General features: G+C 36.4%; 20 protein-coding genes. 7 read left to right on the forward strand and 13 right to left on the reverse strand.

The window, feature by feature from the left end; genetic code table 11:
• Positions 1-25: 25 nt before the first annotated feature.
• The 3 genes from V0410_RS06930 to V0410_RS06940 all read right to left on the reverse strand — a co-directional run bounded on the left by V0410_RS06930 (position 26) and on the right by V0410_RS06940 (position 2,585).
• The gene (locus tag V0410_RS06930; RefSeq protein ID WP_110010409.1) at positions 26-1,027 is read right to left on the reverse strand and encodes an aldo/keto reductase; all 1,002 of its coding nucleotides are present in this window, start codon (positions 1,025-1,027) and stop codon (positions 26-28) included.
• 86 nt (positions 1,028-1,113) lie between these two features.
• Positions 1,114-2,019, reverse strand: coding sequence for a helix-turn-helix domain-containing protein (locus V0410_RS06935; RefSeq protein ID WP_202838572.1), 906 nt, complete (start codon positions 2,017-2,019; stop codon positions 1,114-1,116).
• Between the two features lie 107 nt (positions 2,020-2,126).
• Entirely contained in the window at positions 2,127-2,585 is a 459-nt protein-coding gene (locus V0410_RS06940) for a hypothetical protein (protein WP_330746855.1), read from the reverse strand.
• Between the two features lie 494 nt (positions 2,586-3,079).
• Here V0410_RS06940 and V0410_RS06945 point away from each other — a divergent pair, with 494 nt between their 5' ends.
• On the forward strand, positions 3,080-3,367 hold the full coding sequence (locus tag V0410_RS06945; RefSeq protein ID WP_047433564.1) for a GNAT family N-acetyltransferase: 288 nt from the start codon (positions 3,080-3,082) through the stop codon (positions 3,365-3,367).
• Here the strand turns inward: V0410_RS06945 and V0410_RS06950 are convergent, their stop codons facing one another.
• Positions 3,368-4,465 (reverse strand): MBL fold metallo-hydrolase, encoded by a 1,098-nt coding sequence (locus tag V0410_RS06950; protein ID WP_330746856.1) that lies wholly within the window; start codon positions 4,463-4,465, stop codon positions 3,368-3,370. It abuts the gene before it with no gap.
• A gap of 171 nt (positions 4,466-4,636) precedes the next feature.
• Here V0410_RS06950 and V0410_RS06955 point away from each other — a divergent pair, with 171 nt between their 5' ends.
• A complete protein-coding gene (locus V0410_RS06955) occupies positions 4,637-6,175 on the forward strand; it encodes a S41 family peptidase (protein WP_330746857.1) in 1,539 nt (512 codons plus the stop codon).
• 307 nt (positions 6,176-6,482) lie between these two features.
• Here V0410_RS06955 and V0410_RS06960 read toward each other — a convergent pair whose 3' ends face one another.
• The 4 genes from V0410_RS06960 to V0410_RS06975 form a co-directional block, all read right to left on the reverse strand.
• Positions 6,483-6,842 (reverse strand): DUF7716 domain-containing protein, encoded by a 360-nt coding sequence (locus V0410_RS06960; RefSeq protein ID WP_330746858.1) that lies wholly within the window; start codon positions 6,840-6,842, stop codon positions 6,483-6,485.
• Positions 6,843-6,905: 63 nt separating this feature from the next.
• Complete coding sequence (locus V0410_RS06965) at positions 6,906-7,721, reverse strand: hypothetical protein (RefSeq protein ID WP_330746859.1); 816 nt, start codon at positions 7,719-7,721, stop codon at positions 6,906-6,908.
• An 11-nt stretch (positions 7,722-7,732) separates the two neighbouring features.
• Positions 7,733-8,242 (reverse strand): RNA polymerase sigma factor, encoded by a 510-nt coding sequence (locus tag V0410_RS06970; RefSeq protein WP_330746860.1) that lies wholly within the window; start codon positions 8,240-8,242, stop codon positions 7,733-7,735.
• A gap of 154 nt (positions 8,243-8,396) precedes the next feature.
• Complete coding sequence (locus V0410_RS06975) at positions 8,397-10,028, reverse strand: NADP-dependent glyceraldehyde-3-phosphate dehydrogenase (protein ID WP_330746861.1); 1,632 nt, start codon at positions 10,026-10,028, stop codon at positions 8,397-8,399.
• A gap of 286 nt (positions 10,029-10,314) precedes the next feature.
• Here V0410_RS06975 and tpx point away from each other — a divergent pair, with 286 nt between their 5' ends.
• A complete protein-coding gene (gene tpx / locus V0410_RS06980) occupies positions 10,315-10,884 on the forward strand; it encodes a thiol peroxidase (RefSeq protein WP_330746862.1) in 570 nt (189 codons plus the stop codon).
• Positions 10,885-11,095: 211 nt separating this feature from the next.
• Here tpx and V0410_RS06985 read toward each other — a convergent pair whose 3' ends face one another.
• Positions 11,096-12,433 (reverse strand): IS1182 family transposase, encoded by a 1,338-nt coding sequence (locus V0410_RS06985; RefSeq protein WP_330743286.1) that lies wholly within the window; start codon positions 12,431-12,433, stop codon positions 11,096-11,098.
• A gap of 599 nt (positions 12,434-13,032) precedes the next feature.
• Positions 13,033-13,740 carry a DUF6261 family protein gene (locus tag V0410_RS06990; protein ID WP_330746864.1) on the reverse strand — a complete coding sequence of 236 codons (708 nt, stop codon included), beginning with the start codon at positions 13,738-13,740 and terminating at the stop codon, positions 13,033-13,035.
• Positions 13,741-14,178: 438 nt separating this feature from the next.
• On the opposite strand from V0410_RS06990, the gene V0410_RS06995 reads away from it, so the two are divergent.
• The 4 genes from V0410_RS06995 (at position 14,179) to V0410_RS07010 (ending at position 15,656) form a co-directional block, all read left to right on the forward strand.
• Positions 14,179-14,475 (forward strand): hypothetical protein, encoded by a 297-nt coding sequence (locus tag V0410_RS06995; RefSeq protein ID WP_330746865.1) that lies wholly within the window; start codon positions 14,179-14,181, stop codon positions 14,473-14,475.
• A 2-nt stretch (positions 14,476-14,477) separates the two neighbouring features.
• On the forward strand, positions 14,478-14,873 hold the full coding sequence (locus V0410_RS07000) for a hypothetical protein (protein ID WP_330746866.1): 396 nt from the start codon (positions 14,478-14,480) through the stop codon (positions 14,871-14,873).
• A gap of 62 nt (positions 14,874-14,935) precedes the next feature.
• Positions 14,936-15,181: a hypothetical protein gene (locus tag V0410_RS07005; protein ID WP_330746867.1), complete on the forward strand. Its 246-nt coding sequence runs from the start codon at positions 14,936-14,938 to the stop codon at positions 15,179-15,181.
• 7 nt (positions 15,182-15,188) lie between these two features.
• Positions 15,189-15,656 (forward strand): hypothetical protein, encoded by a 468-nt coding sequence (locus tag V0410_RS07010; protein ID WP_330746868.1) that lies wholly within the window; start codon positions 15,189-15,191, stop codon positions 15,654-15,656.
• Positions 15,657-16,464: 808 nt separating this feature from the next.
• Here V0410_RS07010 and V0410_RS07015 read toward each other — a convergent pair.
• From V0410_RS07015 to V0410_RS07025, 3 genes are all read right to left on the reverse strand, one after another.
• Positions 16,465-17,226, reverse strand: coding sequence for an MBL fold metallo-hydrolase (locus V0410_RS07015; protein ID WP_330746869.1), 762 nt, complete (start codon positions 17,224-17,226; stop codon positions 16,465-16,467).
• Positions 17,227-17,830: 604 nt separating this feature from the next.
• Positions 17,831-18,373 (reverse strand): Crp/Fnr family transcriptional regulator, encoded by a 543-nt coding sequence (locus V0410_RS07020; protein ID WP_330746870.1) that lies wholly within the window; start codon positions 18,371-18,373, stop codon positions 17,831-17,833.
• Positions 18,374-18,388: 15 nt separating this feature from the next.
• Positions 18,389-20,374, reverse strand: a complete 1,986-nt coding sequence (locus V0410_RS07025) for a urocanate hydratase (protein ID WP_330746871.1) — start codon at positions 20,372-20,374, stop codon at positions 18,389-18,391.
• Between the last annotated feature and the right edge of the window lie 214 nt (positions 20,375-20,588).

Genomic DNA, 20,588 nt, shown 5'->3' on the forward strand with positions numbered 1-20,588 from the left:
GCTCAGTTTTTATCTAACATAGTCTTTAATTGTTCACCAGTTTCATTGAACCTTCATTGTATCTTTCTCCTACATTAGGGTATTTTTTCAAGATGGCATCAATGGTATCCAGATCTGATTGGGAAAGTTCAATATTGACGGCTGCAATATTTTCTTCCAGATATTTGATGCGTTTTGTACCCGGAATCGGAATGATATCATCTCCCTGGTTCAGCACCCACGCTAAGGCAAGCTGGGTTCCTTTCACTCCTTTGGAAGCTGCAAATTCGTTGATTTCGTTAGCCAGCTTAGTGTTATTTTCAAGGTATTCCTGCTGATAACGCGGTAATGATTTTCTGAAATCGTCATCACCCAGATTTTGTGCATCATAGATATTGGTAAAGAGTCCTCTTGCTAACGGCGAATAAGGAACCAAAGAAATCCCCAGTTCTCTGATGGTGGGTAAAATCTCATTTTCGACATCTTTCGTAAGGATAGAATATTCTGACTGCAATGCTGCGATAGGGTGAATTTTATTAGCCTTTCTGATAGATTCTGCCGAAGCTTCAGACAATCCAAGATATTTCACTTTTCCTGCCTTTACCAATTCTGCCATTGCTCCTACCGTTTCTTCTACAGGAACATTAGGATCTACTCTATGCGCATAATACAAGTCGATTGTATCGATCTTTAATCTTTGAAGGCTTAAATCTACAGCCTGTTTTATCCATTCCGGAGAGCCGTCAAAATAAGTTCCCGGAGCACCGCTGTGGCTTGCCTTACCATCTTTAAACCTGAATCCGAATTTGGTAGCAATGAAGATTTTATCCCTGTTCGGTACTAAAACTTTAGAAATCAGTTTTTCATTTTCTCCATTGGCATACATATCTGCCGTATCCCAAAAGTTAACTCCTAAATCCAAAGCTCTGTGCAGGGTATTGATACTTTCCTGCTCGTCGGTAGGACCATATGCGAAACTCATTCCCATACATCCTAAACCGATTGCTGATAACTGTTCTTCTGTGTTTCCTAATTTTTTAAATTTCATGATAGGTATGATTTAATTTTACATGACAAAATTAGAACATCAGGAAGCCAACCCTGATATAGAATTCAAACTAAGAATTATAAAATTCAAACAACATCCATTCTTAAGGCATTGGGAGTAATTCCGGTTTGTTTTTTAAAATAATTGGTGAAATAAGCGGGTTCTTCAAAACCTAATCCGTAGGCAATCTCAGCAATATTCCAATCCGTATGTTTCAGTAAGGCATTGGCTTCCTGAATAATCCTTGCGGTGATCTGCTGGCTGGTTGTTTTTCCTGTAATCTCTTTTACCGAACGGTTCAAAGAATTCACATGAATGGAAAGACTCCGGGCATAATCATTCGGCGTTTTTAATTTCAAAAAGGCCTCAGGGCTGTCGATAGGAAACTGTCTTTCCAACAATTCCATAAATAAAGAGGCAACCCTTTGTGAAGCATTCTGATAAGGTTCGAAACTTTCTGCCGGCTGCATTCTCATCGTCTCATGAATCATCAGATGAAGATATGCTCTCAGCATATCATACTTGTGAATATAATCTGACTGGATCTCCGTCATCATTTTAGTATAGATCTCAGCAAGTATTTTCTGCTGTTGTTCATCTACAAAAAAAACCGGAGTTCCTCCAATCTTGAACAGCGGAGAATCCTGAAGGTTTCCCATCCGGCTTCCATTGTGCAGAAACTGATCGGTAAAAAGGCAGAACCAGCCTTTCTGATCTTCATCATCAGCTTCCCAGGAATAAGGAATAATGGGGTTGGAAAACAATAATGCGGGACGGTCTACTTTGATCCATTTGTCAGCATAATGAAGCTTTCCCTTTCCTATAATTAAAGAAATCTTATAATAATCTCTCCTGCTGTAAGGAGTGTGCGGAGAGCAATACTCCCGTGAAAAGACATTGAAGTGGCCCATTTTATTCACCCCAATACATTGAGATGCCAGATTGGGAGCATTCCTTTCATAAAAACCTTTGAGTGATTCGTGTGATTCCATAGATCAAAGTTATAAAAATCAAACAAAATAAATCACATCAGATATTGAAAAATAAAATGGCTGACAAAAAATGTCAGCCGTTATAAGTGATAGCGTTGATAATGGGTTTAATCCCAATCACCGTCATGTCCGTGACCGCGATGTTTATTTTGTTTTTTATAGTATTTCTCCTGATTTTTATAATACTTTTCCTGTTGTTTACGATATTTTTTATAATCGTTTTTGTTTCTGCCATAGACGATTACCGGATTCTGACCTCTGTAATATTTCTTTTTAAAAAGGATATACTTTTCTCTACCCAGAATTCTTTCCAGCTCCGAATAGCGGTCATTCCTCCATCTTCCAGGTTCTACTACGTAAACTCTGTTCCACGTATCATAATCACGGTATCTGTCATTCAATACGTAAATCTGATTGGCCTGTGTTGTTGAAAGCACAAGATCAGTAATTACCCTTTGCCAGTTGATATCTGAGATACTCCTTCTGTAATCATTATAATAATCTGATTGGGCATAACTCAAACTGAAGGTCCCAACCAATAATGCTGTTAATATTAACTTTTTCATTTCACACCACTTTAAAATTAAACATGAAGGGATAGTCAATTAAAGTGCCAATTCTTAAATATAAATACTAATATTTGTTAATGAAAATCATAAACCACTGATTATCTTTGAATTATTTTCTGTATTTTTTATTAAATTCTTAACATCAATTATTCTAAAGTTATGATTAGATCCCAAGAATTATTAAACAACAACCCTATTATACATTAATAATCAACACATTGCAGATTTATAAAAACACCTATATTTAAGTTTCGGCTAAAGCCGTAGGAGAAATTATATATTGTATGGCGGGCTAAAGCCCACCTCTATTGATCCTGACATACGGATATTTAATGGTAATATCTTTTATCTTTTTCCAGTTATGTTATAAAATTCGTTAAGATTATTAAAAACTATTATCTGATATCATTTAATTTCGTAATTTTAATGGAGATAATGTTTTTAAAAGAATTTCTCAAAATTATTTTTAATCAACCAAATCTTAGATTGTTATGGAAAATATAAAGTTTCAGGTATCTCAATATCAGGATGAATTGCAGCTACTTATCGATGGGAAAAAGGCAGGTTATATGTCCATAGAGGTTGATGGAAGACTGTTAATTGTATTTTATACGAAACTTGACGAAGAGCGTGAGGGAAAAGGATATGCAAAACTATTGCTGGACGAGCTGGTACGCTATGCGGAAGAAAAAGATTTGCTTGTAGACCCGGAATGCGATTTTGTAAGACAACAGTTTGAAAATCACCCCGCAAGATATAAAGAAATCTGGCATGCCTGATCAGCTTTCCCACCAGGCTGTAAATTTCTGGTCTGACTGATTCAGATGTACAACCTCACCGATCATCGGGGTGAGGATATTCAGCTGTTTTTCTTTTCCAAGGGCGGTTATCTTTTGTAAAGGTTCATTCCACGGATGAAGTGCCAGTGCAAATTTGGCTGCATGAACCGGGATAATACGCTGTGCTTTAAGATCAATAGCAGCCTGAATAACATCTTCAGGTAGTGTATGAATATACCGCCATGCCTCTCCATATTGTCCGTTTTCAAGAACAGCATAATCGAAAGGTCCATATTGCTCGCCTATTGCTTTAAAATGGGAATCATAGCCACTGTCTCCTCCCAGGAAAATTTTCTTAGTAGGTGTTATCAGTACGTAAGAACTCCAAAGCGTATCATTCTGTCTCACTCTTCTTCCTGAAAAATGTCTGGCAGGAGTGAAAACAATTTTTACATCATTTTTCAGGGCAACTTCTGTTCCCCATTCTTCTTCAATAAGCTTGTGTTCAGCATATCCCCATCTTTCCAGGTGCGCTCCTACTCCCAATGGTATAATGGCCATTTCTGTTCTTTCTTCGATCGATTTTACCGTTGGGTAATCCAGGTGGTCAAAATGATCATGTGTGATGACCAGATAATCTATGCCGGGAATGTCTTCAGGCTTAAAAATATCTGAACCTTTGAAAGCTTTATTAAAATATTTGAAAGGTGAGCCGTAAAGACTCAGGACAGGATCTATCAAAAAGGAAACGCCATCTGTCTGCAGGTAATAAGATGAATGTCCCAGCCAGATTAAGGTATCCTGATTTTTATCAAAATTTTTCAAATCGGTATGAAGAGATGGAATGGCTTTTAAGGGTTTCAACAGAGGATCTTTTTTTCCTAAAAAGAAATCATAAGTCACTTTTGACATTTTGTAGCCTTCTGTAAGGGAAGGTGTATGGCTGATATTCTGGAATTGTTTCTTTTTATAAAGTTTCGACTGCCTGATGCGCTTCAGCCTTTTTCCTTTTGGTACACCACCAAACGCCTTCATATTGATCACGATAAAAAAAGTTACCGTCAAAACAACTATACACGTAATAATCCAGTAAATCATCTGTACGAAATAAATATCAAATGTATTGACTTTTGTCTTTAAATGAAAGTTTATTCCATTTTACTCCATTTTTTAACTAAATTTATCATGTATTTTTAAAAATTTATTATTCATTTAAGTCGGGATTAATTTTAAACTTTCTATTTTAGCACCCTAAAAAACTCAGATACATTGAAAAATTATTCGGTAATATTTCTTCTCGCTATTTTTTCGTCTTGTGCCTCTGTAAAAAAACACAACGAACAGCGGGCTTCATGTATTCCACCGGAGCAACTTAAAGAGGATGTGGACTTTGCGTATTCAAAATTACAGCAAATGCACCCTCAATTATACTGGTATATTCCCAGGAAGGAACTGGAGCGTAAATTTGACAGCCTCAAGCAAACGATCACCGAACCACTTACCCCACTTCAGTTTTATTTCAAACTTCAGCCCGTTATCGCCGGAATTCGTGAAGGCCATCTTTCATTGAGAATTCCCAGAAAGAAATTTACGAAAGAAGAAATTAAAAGGCTGGAACATCAAAAAGGAATGTTCAGCCGTTTTGAATATTATATATCGGGAGACCGAATGTATATCATCCAAAACAAAGATTCTATTGAGCACATAAAGCCGGGAACTGAAATTTTATCCATCAATAATGTACCTGTATCTGATTATATCAAAAAGTACAGAAGCCTGATCAGCAGTGATGGGGATAATACCACTTTCCACCCGTATTTTTTAAAAGATCTGTTCTTTAATTTTTATACTGCTGAAAATGGTTTTGACAGCAAAGCTACTCTTGAAACCCTATACCAGGGAGAAAAAAAGACGTACACCTTAACCAGAGAAACAAAATCTGACTCTGATCTTGAAAAGGATAAGGAAATGAAGAAAAAGACCCCGGAAAAGAAACTGAACGATTATGTAGCTTCAAGTGATTCTTATAACAGAAGCTTCAAGTTTCTGGATAAAGACAGTACTATTGCTTATATTAAGGTAAAAAGCTTCTCAAGGGATTACTCAGATAAGTTTTATAAAAAAGCCTTTGCCAGCATCAACCATTCAAAATCTTCCTACCTCATCATCGATGTCCGAAACAACTACGGCGGTTCATTATATGAAATCAATAACCTGTATTCGTATTTAGCTGATGCACCGTTTACTCTGATTAAACCCTCTCAGCTAACTTCAAGAAATGCGCCTTTACGCACCAATTATTTCAGAAAAAGTACTCCTTTAGAGTATGCTCTTAAAAGTATTGCCTATCCGAGTTATTTTCTTGCACAGACTTTCAGCACCTATAAAAAAGATGGAAAAGTATTCTACAAGATGAAGGCAGACAAGCCTACAAAGCCTAAAAAGGAGGCTTTCCATGGAAAAGTTTTTGTACTGATTAACGGAGGGAGCTTCTCGGCATCTTCTATTATCACCGCCAAACTTAAGAATGATAAAAGAGCAACGCTTGTGGGAGAGGAAACCGGTGGAGACAATGACGGAACTGTGGCCGGATTTTATTCCTACCAGAAGCTTCCCAATTCTGAAATCAGATTTCCGATAGGACTGCTCCTGGTGCAGCCTAATATTAATTTTTCAGAATCACGGAAAGGGGTTGTTCCGGATGTGACTATTATTGAAAATATGCAAGATATTATTGATCAAAAAGATCCTCAGCTGGATTGGATAAAGAACGAAATTGCCAAAGAAAAAGAAAACAAAAGTAAGTAATGAATATTGATCCGGCGGGCTTTCAGCCCGCCGGAATCTTTTCTGTATTTTCAATTCTCACAGAAGACTTTGCATATGCTGACTGGTAATTTTTTGAAAATTATTTTGTAAAAAAACCTGGCAGAAAATACAGCCAGGCCTCATTGTATTTTGAAGCTTTTTACGATTTCCCCTGAATAGTATGAGTCGGAATAATTTTTTTCCGAACTGATCAGTTAGTAGGAAAAATTAAAAATGTTACGTAAAAAAAACAATAACCTGAAATTTTTAACATTAGGTCATTGTTTTTATGTATCTAATTCTTTTATTATTTAAAATCAAAGAAGTCATCTTTTTCCAGATAATGGTTCAGGGCAGTGATAAGCTGAGAAGAGCTAATATCAGCACGCTGTCTGAAAGCAAGATCCACCACATCCTGAATATTTTCATCCGAACACATATAATGGAGCTTGTTATGAAAAACAAAATCAGGTAAGATTTCATTATCATCCCCACCAATATCCAAAGGATCTCCGATAAAAATTTTCATTCCGGGCTTAAATTCGTCTGCTGAAGAATAAACTGCATAATTATATTCAGGGTCGAAGGCTGCTTTCCTGTCCTGCTTGTTCTTTACAAGCTCCAGAAATTCTTCTATAGAATACATCTGATTTTTAAAATCATCCATGTAATATTTTTTTTACAACTCAATGTTCTAAAGATAGAAATTTTACAGAAGATACAATCATTTCTAATTCAGTTTATTTAAAGCTCGCTGTAATGAACCGATATCCAGGAAATCAAATTTTGCTCCCACTATGATAACGATCAGAAGAATAATTGTCAGCAATAAAATGATTAAAAAATACATGGACACAAACCATATCACGGTATTCAGAATATTTCCTTTAATCCCCATTTTATTCATAAAAAATCTCTGTGAACGTTCAAACCATGTCATTTTCTTTTCAGGTTTTGGGCTTACTTCAATTCCGTTAAGCTCATCCACCAGACGCACCACGTCATCAATATATCTTCCGTACATATAATAGATCCAGTATTTGATGATAAAGGCGATTAACAGAAGGGTAATGAGAAGACTGATACCGAAAATAGCCAGGTTATATTCCCTATCAAAATGAAAATTAATTTTGATCAGAGACAACAGAAACCCAAGAGGAATATAAGCAATATAATAGGAAATATAAATTTCTTTCGATATGAGGAGCTGCGTTCTCAGATTAAACAAATCATAATTGGTATTGATGCTGTTTTTTCCAAGCAGCTTATACAATTTCAGGAAGCGGGAATAAAAATAAATAATAACAGCAACTGTCAGAATCGTGACAAATATTGAAATGGTTTTAATATTAGAATCGGCAGAAGCCAATGGAACACCTGTTAAGAGCAAAGGCAGTGTTATAATCATCAGCCAGAATTCAGTTTGCATATTCACTTTCAGCATCTCCAACGGGGAATGTATTTCCTTCTGTTTTTCCAGAGAAATTTCAGGGGATCCGTGTCCTGTATCTTTATTCCAAAGTTCTTTAAAGTTTTCTAACTCCATAGTGTCATTTTTTAATGGGAATCTGCACCTTGTCCGGCAATAATCTCTTTCAGCTTTTCTTTCGCCCTCTTCAGCTTTACGCGTGTATTCACTTCAGTAATTCCCAGTTGTACAGCAATCTCTTTTCCCGAAAAACCCTCTAAAAAGAAAAATATAAGGGCTTTATCAATGGGGCTTAGTTGATGGATGGCTTCATACATCCTCTTCATATTCATATCATCCGTATCATTATAAGGTTCCTGCCTGGCACTCAGCCCATCCACATTCTGATTTTGTATAAAACTACGTTTTTTTTCACTTCGCAAAAAAACAATGGCTGTGTTGAGCGCAGTTCTGTACAGCCATGTGGAGAAATCACTTCTCTTTTGAAAATCAGCGTATGATTTCCAGGCCTGGTAAATGATCTCCTGGTAGAGGTCATTCTGGTCGTCCTTATTATCCATATACATTTTAGAGATCTTGAAAATAACACCTTTGTGCTTTTCAATTTTCTCTAAAAATTCTTTTTCGGGTGAAGACATGATTTACACACTGATCATTAGATGACATCTCTAAAAAACACCATCCTATTATAACACAAAACTTTAATTTCCGGTATTAAGTTAAAAAAATCCTCAACAAATCAAGGCATTTATTGAGGATTTTATTTTATGTTAAATATAATGCTGGTCAGAATCAGAAAATATAATCTGTGCTTAAAAAGTTAGAATCATGTTCCCTTACAATCGTATTCAGCAGCTCTTTGTTGGAATCTGTCAGCTTTGCCGCCACCAGAGACCGGATGGAGAATGAACGGAGCGCATCAAATACAGAAAGTGTTCCTTCCGCACTGTCTTTTCTTCCGGTAAATGGAAAAACATCGGGACCTCTCTGTGCCTGGCAGTTGATGTTGACACGGCTTACAAGATTCACAAACGGATCAATCAGTCTTGCTACTTCATGAGGATCTTCACTGAAAATACTTATCTGCATTCCGTGGGAGGCATTCACCTGATATTCTATAGGCTCTTCTATATCTTCGAAGGGAACAACAGGAATCACAGGGCCAAACTGTTCCTCATGATACAGCTTCATATCACTGTTTACAGGATATACTACAGCCGGAAAAACAAAAGATTCATCTGTATATCCTCCATCTTTATTCAGTACTGCAGCTCCTTTCTGTAAAGCATCATCAATACATTCTTTCAGATAAGCAGGTTTGTTGACCTCCGGAAGCGGTGTTACTTTAACGTCTTTTTCCCATGGCAGCCCGGCCTTTAAGGCAGAGACAGCGGCACTTAATTTCTCTGTAAACTCCAATGCCACTTCTTTCTGAACGAATATCAACTTCAATGCTGTACAACGCTGCCCATTAAAAGAAAGCGTTCCTAAAATACACTCACTCACCGCAACATCAAGATTCGCATTTTTGGTAACGATGGCTGCATTTTTAGCATCCAGACTCAGAATAGCTCTTAAACGGTTCACTTTCGGGTGTAGTTTTTTTAATCCGTTAGCCACTTTACTGGATCCGATAAAAGCCAGAACGTTTACTTTCCCGCTTTCCATAATCGGAGTGATGATTTCTGATCCTTTTCCATATAATGTATTCACCGTTCCTTTCGGGAATGCTTCCTTGAATGCGTTTAATAAAGGATAATGAGCAAGGACACCATGTTTCGGCAGTTTAAAAAGGATGGTATTTCCCATGATCAGAGCCGGAATCAATGTGGTAAAAATTTCATTCAGAGGATAATTGAATGGCCCCATACTTAACACTACACCAAGCGGTGCCCTTCTGATCTGTGCAATCGTTCCCTCAGCCTGTTGAAAGCGTGAAGATTCCCTATCAAGATCTTTTAATGCATCAATGGTCTGATTGATATAATCTACCGTACGGTCAAATTCTTTGGTAGAATCGGCCAGTGTCTTTCCGATTTCCCACATCAGCAGTTTGATAACCAGATCTCTCTGCTGGATCATCAGGTACACGAATTTCTGCATACATTTGATTCTTCCTTCCACAGACATGGTAGGCCATTCACCAAGACCATTATCATAGGCTTTTACACAAGCTTCAAGGACTTCCATGGCTTCATTCGGGCCAATATTCGGGATGCTTCCCAGAAGCTTCCTTTCCAATCCGTTTTCTGTAGGAATGCATACCGGGGAATAGATTTCGGTAACTTCGCCGTTCCATTCCACCAGTTCTCCATTTAAAAGATAGGTTCTCTGATGGATCACCGGAACTTTATATTCTTCCGGAATTTCGTTTTCTCCTTTAAAAATGTTGTGACGAAATGATGCTGTATTTTCTGAACTCATAAATCTTTATATTTTTTTATGTGATAAGATTGAGATTGTCTCAAAATTTAAATTATTTGACTTTTGTCACTCTGACGAAGGAAGAATCTCTATTGATTTTTATATGAGATTCTTCATTACATTTTATTTCATTCAGAATGACACCTTTGAAACTACTACGTTTTATAATATAAAGGTAAAAGTAAATTATGTTGAAAAAAATAATCTGACAATAGATTCGATCTATTTGAATTAAAATTAATCTCAGCTCCTGAAAAAAGAATAATTTAGCTTAAAAATAAATTTCATGTTTTCAAAATTAGTTTGCAGCACACTGTTATTCTTCTCTGCAGTGGGGTTTGCTCAAAAATCTAAAGCGATCAATACTGTTTTAATGGGAGGAAAACAAGTTCACACTTATGCCAAATTGCCGGCACTGAACAAACCGGCTCCTAAATTTACCCTTACCGATGTGAATATGAATGACCAGACACTGGATTCCTTCAAAGGAAGATATGTTATTCTGAATATCTTCCCGAGCGTAGACACTGGTGTTTGTTCTGCTTCTGTACATCATTTTAATGAAGAGGCTGGAAACCTTCCCAATACGGTAGTCCTTTGTATTTCCAAAGACCTGCCGTTTGCCCAGAAAAGATTCTGTGGTGCGGAAGGAATTAAAAATGTAGTTATGCTTTCCGATTTCCGTTCAGATTTTGGCTGGAATTATGGGGTGGAACTGGTAGATTCTCCAATGAAAGGTCTTCTGAGCAGAGCGGTTGTGGTGATAGATCCTTCAGGTAATATTATCTATGAAGAACAAGTGCCGGATATTTCTCAGGAACCCAACTATGAAGCGGCTATTGCGGCTGTGAAATAATAAATTACATTAAACCATTAAGAAAAATTAAATAGCTAAGAATATTAAGGTGAAGATTGATATTCTTAATGGTTCAAAAAAAGAGGCTGTCTCAAAAGGACAGCCTTTTTTATGGTCGTATTTTTTTGTAACTTATATTTTTCAATGAATTTATTTTTTTTAGATCATATTTTTGAGTTATTATGGTAGAATAAAACAAAGGAAGGTTTTTTTACCCTGCCAGAGCCAATTTTCTAAGATTATGCGCAATAGCAATCAAGCCGGTTTCTATTTCGACTTTATTTTGTCCTCTGAGAAAAAATCTTTTAAATCCTTTGTTATGTTTGATTTGAGCAAACACAGGTTCTACATCGTGACACCTTTGTTTTCTAAGCATTATGCCCCGTTTTGTATTGAGAAGCTTATGAACCTTATGCCGGAGCTTTGAAAGTTTTGGGTTAGAGGGCGAAGATGTTATAATTTTGGTTTTCTGATCTTTATCAAAATAATTATACTTGATATAGGCTTTGACTTTTCTCTTTTGGAGAAAAATATAGTTCTCTTCTGAGCCATATCCTGCATCAGCCACTATTTCGTTGGGAGGTTTATGATAAAGGTGTTCAAAATTCTTAATATGAGCAAGAAGGGTTTTAGTGTCACCAGGATTAGGATGCAGAGTATAATTAATGATAAACTGATTCTCGGTACTCAACTGAAGATTGTAAGCCGCTTTGAGCTGCCCATTACGCATATGATCCTCTTTCATGCGCATAAAAGTAGCATCAGGGTCTGTTTTTGAATAGCTGTTCCTATTCCCAAGAATAGCCTCTTGGTTCTCATATTTTTCAAGATTTTCAGGCCAGTTCTTTTTTGCGTAATTAATCTTCTGACGAACTTTAGAGCAAATTTTCTTCTTTTTTAAAGTAGAATCTATCGTTTCTATAACAGATTTTATTTTTTCTTTGTCCATAGACTTAAAGGTTACCTCCGAAGTATCTTTCATTTCTTCCCTGGCTATTTCCTGAGTGTAGTTCCACAAATCCTCAAGTTGGGACTCTATACGTTCTTTATTCTTTTTGATAGCCTTTCCCCATACAAATGTGTAACGATTGGCATTGGCTTCTATTTTAGTCCCATCTGTAAAGATGGTTTGCAGGCTTACCAGACCTTCTTTCTCCAGATATAATACAATTTGTGCGAAGATCTCTTTGAGTTCTCCTTTTAACCTCTCACTTCTGAAACGGTTCAAAGTATTATGATCGGGACGGTTCATGGCGCTTAGCCACATAAAATGAACATTCTCTTTGAGTGCCTGCTCCAGCTTTCTACTCGAATAAATATTACACAAATAGCCATAAACCAATACTTTCAAAAGCATTTTGGGATGATACGCCGATGTGCCGCCGGGTTTATAATTACGGAGTAAATTAGTGATGTCCAGACCATCTATAACAGCTGAAACAGTTCGTACAGGATGATTATTTTCTATCAGCTCCGACAAATCAGGAGGAAAAAGAAAATTTTGCTTGGGATTATAATCTTTAAAGACTACCTTTGATTTACTTAACACACAGCAAATTAATCAATTTGCAACTATTAGGAAAGCAAAAGCTTTCCTTTTTTTATGCTCAAAAAAAAGACTGTCTCACTTTTGAGACAGCCTCTTTTTTTACCGTAGTTGAAAACGCAAAGATCAAATTAAAGAAATACAATACTCAAGCGGGCAAAGAAGAATCAATCAAGATTGATTTTATGAAGCTGCCGTTTTACATCCCGCTTCATCAGTGGCGCAGCCACATCCCTTTGCTTCCTTATTCTAAGGAGAATAATAATTAAAAGCTTTGCGTCAAAAACATATTTTGTTGGTAAACGCAGAGGCGCAAAATAATATTCAAAAAGACTGTTTTAAGGCGCCAGGATTTTATCTACGATAAAATTTCAACGGCATCTTTGTCATTCCGAGCAAAGCAAGGAATCTATACCTTAATGATCTCTCGCAGATTAAGCAGATAAATATCAAAAAGATCTGTGAGATTTGTGGGAAAATAATCACGTATTACCTGCTGAAAATCTCATATTGAGCGAAGTCGAAATGTTCCTCCGCCTAAAAAAATACTTATGCTTACACAACTTGCATGTTCGCGGTTCTCCAACAAAATAATAATCCACCTATTTCTGTGGAGTTTCACCACTCTCTTTCTTCTCTGATGTAGAGTTCTTTGCTGCCTTCACCAACTCGTTAGTATCACTGTACAGCAATTCCCAGCCTGATACCTCTTTCATTACCGTAAGCAGATTAAGATAAGATTTCACTGTTTTCTCCAGATCTTTACGGATAGCACTAGCACTCGTCATTTGACGAAGATCGGCATTAGCTCCCGCCTGCTCTGCAAACACTATTTCAAAAGCATCCTGCTTAGCTTTCATCTCTGCAAAGGCTGCATCCAGAGAAAGAAGTGTGATCTTCTGTTTGTTTTCTGTCGTTTCTAATGCTTCTATAAGCTTCTTCATCTGAGCGGTTTGTGAAGAATAACTCAGCCTGTCCAGGTTCAGCCCAAAAGTTTTGAATACTCCGTAGAGATCCTCTGCCAGCTGATAGTTGGCCGCAGAAGGCAGCTTACGATACCCGTTCAGGAAAGATTTCAGATTGGCATACGCGGTATCTCTTTTGTAATCGGCTGTGGCTACGTCCTTCCCTTTTCCGCTGTAGACTTGCTTTGTATAGACCTTATCGTATTCCGTATAGGAAGATGCCAAAGAGCCTACAAGAGGATGATTGTTAATAACAGGGTATTTTCCGGATTGGGCATTGGAAATAATTCTTTGAGCTAAAGTCGCAAGATCTTTAGTGCTCAGCTGTGTGAGGGCAATTTTCATTTTTTTGTGTTTTTGGTTTTAAAAAATTAATAATCAAATATAGAAAAAAGTTGTTTTGTTACAAACATACCTGCAACAAACCTCCCAAGGTCTTGGGAGGTTTCCCCCAACTTGCAGGAGACTTCACAAGTTCTTGGGAAGTTTCAAACATACTTGTTTGTAATAAGCGGAGGGCTTGGGAGAGCTGTTTTACTATTGTTTTGGAGTTCTGAAGGGTTGGGATGGTTGTAAATGGGATGTTTTAGCACTGGAAAGTTTTGGGAGTTACGGAAACCCGTAAGATTTTGAAAATGATGTAGTTTATATTTGATAAAATTTCCGTAGAAATACGGAGATTATTGTTGAACTACTTTTATATTTTTGATAATCAAAATAATACATAAGCCTTAATAAGCTAACATATTAATTAATGGAATATTCACAATAAAACCCAATATTATGGCAAAAAAAATTACTCCTAAAAAAACCACATCAACTAAAGTTGCAGGTCAAGCCTCTAATGTATTAAAAAGTAAATCCACTGGTAAGGATTCAAAAACATCAGCGGGAAGTGCTCTTTCACAAACAAAGGATTCAAAGAAAGTAACTTCAAAAAGAGCCGCAACAATTGCATCAAAGGTTTTAAAAGATGGAAGAACATCTTCTAGTTCAAAAAGTGCAGCTGGAAGTACCTTAAGTCAAGCTGAAGGTAAGGGAAAAATAAATATTAAAGGAACAGGACCTAGAGATAAATAATTATGAAGCTTTCAGAATATCAACAAGATTATTATACTTTTACTGGTAAATTGAGTGATATTACAAGACAATTGAGCTTAGCAGGCATCGCCATAATTTGGATATTTAAAACAAATTTTAAAGATAAAATTATACTTGATGAATCATTACTTTATTCTGCTATACTTATTCTATCCAGTCTAACTTCAGATCTATTTCAGTATACATATCAATCTATTATTTGGTCAAGGTTTTACCATAAAGAAAAGAAAAAAGGTAAAAATGATGATGATATTGTTTCATCTCCAGAAAATTTAAACTACTTCTCATGGTTTCTTTTTGGATTAAAAGTAATCCTACTAATTATTGCCTATATCAAAATTTTAATATTTTTAAACGAAAAAATTACCACCCACTAAAATAATTATACTTTAGCCTTTTCCAATCTTATTCTAATTACTTTACACTAAAAATACTTACAATGAATTTACATGATTTCGATTATGCACTAAAAATTAAAACACAATTAGATAAATTAAAGCTTGACAATGAAAAAATAAAACTCTTACAAGAAGCTGTAAATCATTTCAGAAACAAAGGTTATAATGATTTAGCCATTAAAAAACTTTTTGAAACTGAGTTAATCAAAGAACAGGATAACTCTCATATGGTTAATAATAATAGCAGATATTTAGCTTTATTAAATGAAGTCTTAAATAAAAAATAACAACAAAATGGATTGGAATATTATTCCAGGAATTATTTCAGCAGTTGGGAGCTTGGCTACAGTAATTGTAGCGTATTATCAACTTTCAAATCTTAATAAAAGTCTTACAGCAAATAATTTAATGACAATTTTTGAAATTGAATTTGAACTTAATAGGAGAAAAGAAAGACTTTCTGAAATTAGAAATGAAAATGAGAAATTTATACATTCTCTCGAAGAACAACCCTCTTCAAAAGAAAAAGAAATTTTGAAGGTACTTGACAGTCATAGAAAAGAAGCTTTCGAAAATTATTTGAATGTATTTGATAGATTATGCTATTTTGTGATTAAGAAAAAACTAGATGAAGATGATTTTAAACTTGAATATAGAGATATGCTTTTCAAAACTATTGAAGATGATCAAGAAGGAACTTTTCAAACAGGAACTAAATGTAGAAATATGAAAAGATTATACAATAAATGGAAAGAGGAATAAATTCTTTTTATTGGATATTATATAATAATTTACTATGAGCTCAGCTTATTAGCAGATTTGTATTTTAACCAAACAGAAAATAATCTGAAAACATTTTGGATTTCAAACCATTATATTCTCATTTTTCACAAAAAACTTTAACCTTAAAATTGAGTTATCAGACAGACAGGCTGCTGAGATTTATGAGTTTGTGGGAATTCTGCGCTGTTTGAGAAAATATGATATACCCATCAAATGTTTTGGGATTTCAAACATTCAAAAAACACAGGAAAGCTCCCTACTATAAGTATTATCTTTGAGGAAGATGGTATTTATATTTGTCAATATAGTTCTTCTTATGCGTGGACAAATCTTGGAGATCTGAAAAACTATCTGGAGAAAGGGAAAATATAATACAAACTCATCGATTATCAGGAAGCTATGGAAAACTTTTCATAGCTTTTTTGTTGAGAAATTTTAAAGGTTTTGATGTTTAATCGTTGTCGAGATTCCTGCGGAATGACAAACTGTGTGGATAATCTAAGCGCTCATTTTGTCGTTCCGAAGGAAACTAAACTCTTATTATTAAATAAATAAAATACAATAAGGTTATCAATAGCATCGGCCTTTGTCCAATATAAAAAGAAAAATACAAAAGGCTTTAGCCAAAACTTAATTTTAAATTTCGGCTAAAGCCAATCTTATTACGCACAAAAGAAAACGGGCTTCCTTCGTCTATGCTCAGAATAATAACCTGCTCCTATTAATGTTGAGATTCTTCATTCCATTGCATTTCACTCAGAATGACAGTTTTCCTTACAAATATCAGTTAAGATTCTACCAGCATTGCTCCATCCTTCAAAACCACATGCTCCTGTCCTATTTCCTCAGAAATATTTTTCAAATCCTGCTCGTCAAAAACCTGAGGAATATAGCATTTCTCATGAGCAAACAATCCGTAATGTATAGGCACCAGCTTTTTAGCATGCAGAAGATGAGCTGCAGCAAAGGCTTCTTTCAGATTGAGGGACGCGGGAACTGGGCTGTATTCTAATCCAATGATCTCAAAGTTGACTACTACTCCGTTTACGGGTAAGAAAGCGTAATCTATATTGGGGTTTTCTTTTCCAAGCTTCCAGAACTGGTTGTGCCAGATGGTATCTCCTCCGTGAAAGATTTTAGTGTCACCATCATCTACAATCCAGGAAGACTGTATTTCTCCCACACCATCCATGGCAAATACTGGTTTGAAGGTGATGTTGTTTTCTGTGAAGGTTTCATTAAGATTCAGGACGATCATTTCAACATCAGGTACAAGTTTTCTTACAATAGGTTCCAGTCCCGCATAGATGATCAGTTTTCCGTCTTTCTTTAAGCATTTCCGGATCACTCCTTTATCAAAATGATCGAGATGTAGATGGGTAAACAGGATATAATCTGCCTGTACATGGTCTGAAAATTCTATGAGATTCTCTACAGCATCTCCCAAAACAGGTTTGTAATAAGAGAAATCTTCTACAGCATCTATTAAGATGGTTTTGTTATGTGAAGTGAGTTTTACACCTGCCCAGTTTAATTTTTGTATTTCCATATTCTTTTTTCAGCAAAGGAAGAAACTTACGGAAGGCCAGTCAATAAACAAAAGATAATTAATGAATAGGTATGTAGAAAGATAAACGCGATGTATGCAAAGAATATATTAATGATGGTTATTTTTTCGATCGCAAGGGCATTTCATTCAGCTAAAAAATTATACCATTGCTAAGCGACAGCACATTTGCGAACGTTGCGTTAAGGCTTACGAAGACAAGGCAATAAACAAAAGATAATTAATGAGGATGCATGTAGAAAGATAAAAACGCGATGTACACAAAGAATATATTGATGATGGCTATTTTTTCGATCGCAAGGGCATTTCATTCAGCTAAAAACATACTGTTGCTGAGCGACAGCACATTTGCGAACGTTGCGTTAAGGCTTACGAAGACAAGGCAATAGACAAAAGATAATTAATGAGGATGCATGTAGAAAGATAAAAACGCGAAGTACGCAAAGAATATATTAATGATGGCTATTTTTTCGATCGCAAGGGCATTTCATTCAGCTAAAAAATTATACCATTGCTGAGCGACAGCGCCTTTGCGAACGTAAAAATAAAATGAAAAATCTTTGCGAGCGTTGCGTTAAAAATAACACTAATTAATACGCTTCCTGATCCGGCTTAAAGAGATTGCCGTAATGCCAATATAAGAAGCTAGATATTTCAAAGGAATATTTTGAATGTAATGAGGCTTATTTTTCAGCAGATATTCATACAGATCCTGCGGAGTATTTTTCAGCAGAAGCATTTCCCTTTTCATTGCAGCGTTGAGCTTTCTGCTCAGATAGTAGTTCTGTACGAAACGGCAGTGCGGATTGACAGCGAACAGGTTTTTCACCTCATCCAGAGTGATTTCCCATGCCAGTCCTTTGTTGATGGACTCATAAACGGCATCAGAACTTTTTTCTTCAACAGTAAAAATATCGCCGGGAAAGTAGAATTCTGCACAGATCTCGGTGTCGATATCTGAGGTACTGTTGATGTAGTATTTACGGACAAGCCCATCTTCTACAAGATAGGCTTTGTTGTCAGTAAATATATTTTTCTTTGAAAATTCAACTTCAGCAAACTTCTCCCATACAGGATCACTATCCTCTACGTTCAGGTGTGAAAACAATTTTTTGTTGATGGTTGCCAATGTTGAATTTTTATATTACAATAAGTTTTCGTCTACAAGGTTCGGAAGGGTTACTTTCAGGTTCGGTTCTGCTTCCATCGCCCTTTTAATGGCGAAAACAGCACCTTCATTTCGTGCCCAGCTTCTCCTTGAGATTCCGTTGTTCACATCCCAGAAAAGCATGGATTTTAATCTTCTGTCGGCATCATCGCTTCCGTCAAGGAGCATTCCGAAACCTCCGTTGATTACTTCTCCCCAGCCTACTCCTCCTCCATTGTGAATGGAAACCCACGTAGCTCCACGGAAACTGTCCCCAATCACGTTGTGAATGGCCATATCTGCTGTAAATCTTGATCCGTCATAGATATTGGAAGTCTCTCTGTAAGGAGAATCTGTTCCTGAAACATCGTGATGGTCTCTGCCCAATACAACTGGTCCTATTTCCCCATTTTTAATGGCTTTGTTGAAGGCTTCAGCAATTTTTATTCTTCCTTCTGCATCTGCATAAAGGATTCTTGCCTGAGAACCTACCACCAGTTTGTTTTCCTGTGCACCCTTGATCCATTGGATATTGTCTTTCATCTGCTGCTGGATCTCTTCAGGAGAGTTTTTCACAATTTCCTCTAATACTGCACAGGCAATATCATCTGTTTTTTTCAGATCTTCAGGGTTACCGCTTGTACATACCCAACGGAATGGTCCGAAACCATAATCAAAACACATAGGCCCCATAATATCCTGTACATAGCTCGGATATTTGAATTCTCTTCCTAATGTCGGGTTTTCTGCCATTACATCGGCTCCTGCTCTGGAAGCTTCCAACAAAAAGGCATTTCCATAATCAAAGAAATAGGTTCCTTTTTCTGTATGTTTGTTGATGGCTGCAGCGTGTCTTCTCAATGTTTCCTGAACTTTTTCTTTGAACAACTCAGGGTTTTCAGCCATCATGGTATTGGATTCTTCAAAACTTTGTCCTACAGGATAATAACCACCCGCCCATGGATTGTGAAGGGAAGTCTGATCTGATCCGATATCGATTCTTAAATCTTCCTGATCAAATTTCTCCCAAACCTCTACAATATTTCCAAGATAAGCCAAAGACACTGTTTCTTTGTTAGCCTGTGCTTCTCTTACTCTTTTTACCAATGCATCAAGATCTTCATGAATTTCATTCACCCATTTCTGATCGTGGCGGATTTTCGTGATCTTAGGATTCACTTCTGCACATACGGTAACGCAGCCTGCAATATTCCCTGCTTTGGGCTGAGCTCCACTCATTCCTCCTAATCCTGACGTTACAAATAGTCCTCCTTTCGGTTCTTTTTTGATTTTTCTGAAAGCATTTAATACCGTAATCGTTGTTCCGTGAACAATCCCCTGAGGACCGATATACATATAACTTCCCGCTGTCATCTGCCCATACTGGGTAACGCCTAATGCATTGAATTTCTCCCAGTCATCCGGTTTTGAATAATTCGGGATCATCATACCATTCGTTACAACAACTCTTGGTGCATCTTTGTGAGAAGGAAATAAGCCCATCGGATGTCCTGAATACATCACCAGGGTCTGTTCATTGCTCATTTCAGACAGATATTTCATGGTCAGCAGATACTGAGCCCAGTTGGAGAACACCGCTCCGTTTCCACCATACGTAATCAGTTCATGTGGATGCTGCGCTACTGCATAATCCAGGTTATTCTGAATCATCAGCATGATCGCTTTTGCCTGTTCAGATTTTCCGGGATAGTCTGTAATAGGTCTCGCCTTCATTTCATAATCCGGACGAAAACGGTACATATAAATCCTTCCGTAATCTTCCAGTTCCTGCTTAAATTCAGGAATCAGTTCTGCGTGAAACTTAGGATCGAAATAACGTAAAGCATTCTTCAATGCCAGTTTTTTCTCTTCTTCCCCTAAAATTTCTTTACGCTTCGGAGCATGGTTGATATTGGTCTCGTATGGTTTGGGTTGTGGCAGTTGATTCGGAATCCCCTGCTGTATCTGTTCTTGAAATGTCATATTGCTATTTAAAGGTCTATGTTTTTAAACAATGTTTGAAGTTTTAAAGATATTCAAAATAGGAAATATAGGCAAGAGGCGTAGAGAAGAATGGTTTAAAGTTTAAGGTTTAAGCTTAAACCTTAAAGCAAAATTATGAAAACTGTAAATCGACTATCATTTGATATTAAATACTATATTTGAATAAATATACCTCAATTCCCCTCCCTCGGAG

Origin of the sequence: Chryseobacterium sp. CP-77, assembly GCF_036362765.1 — a bacterium.
GTDB classification, from domain to species: domain Bacteria; phylum Bacteroidota; class Bacteroidia; order Flavobacteriales; family Weeksellaceae; genus Chryseobacterium; species Chryseobacterium cupriresistens.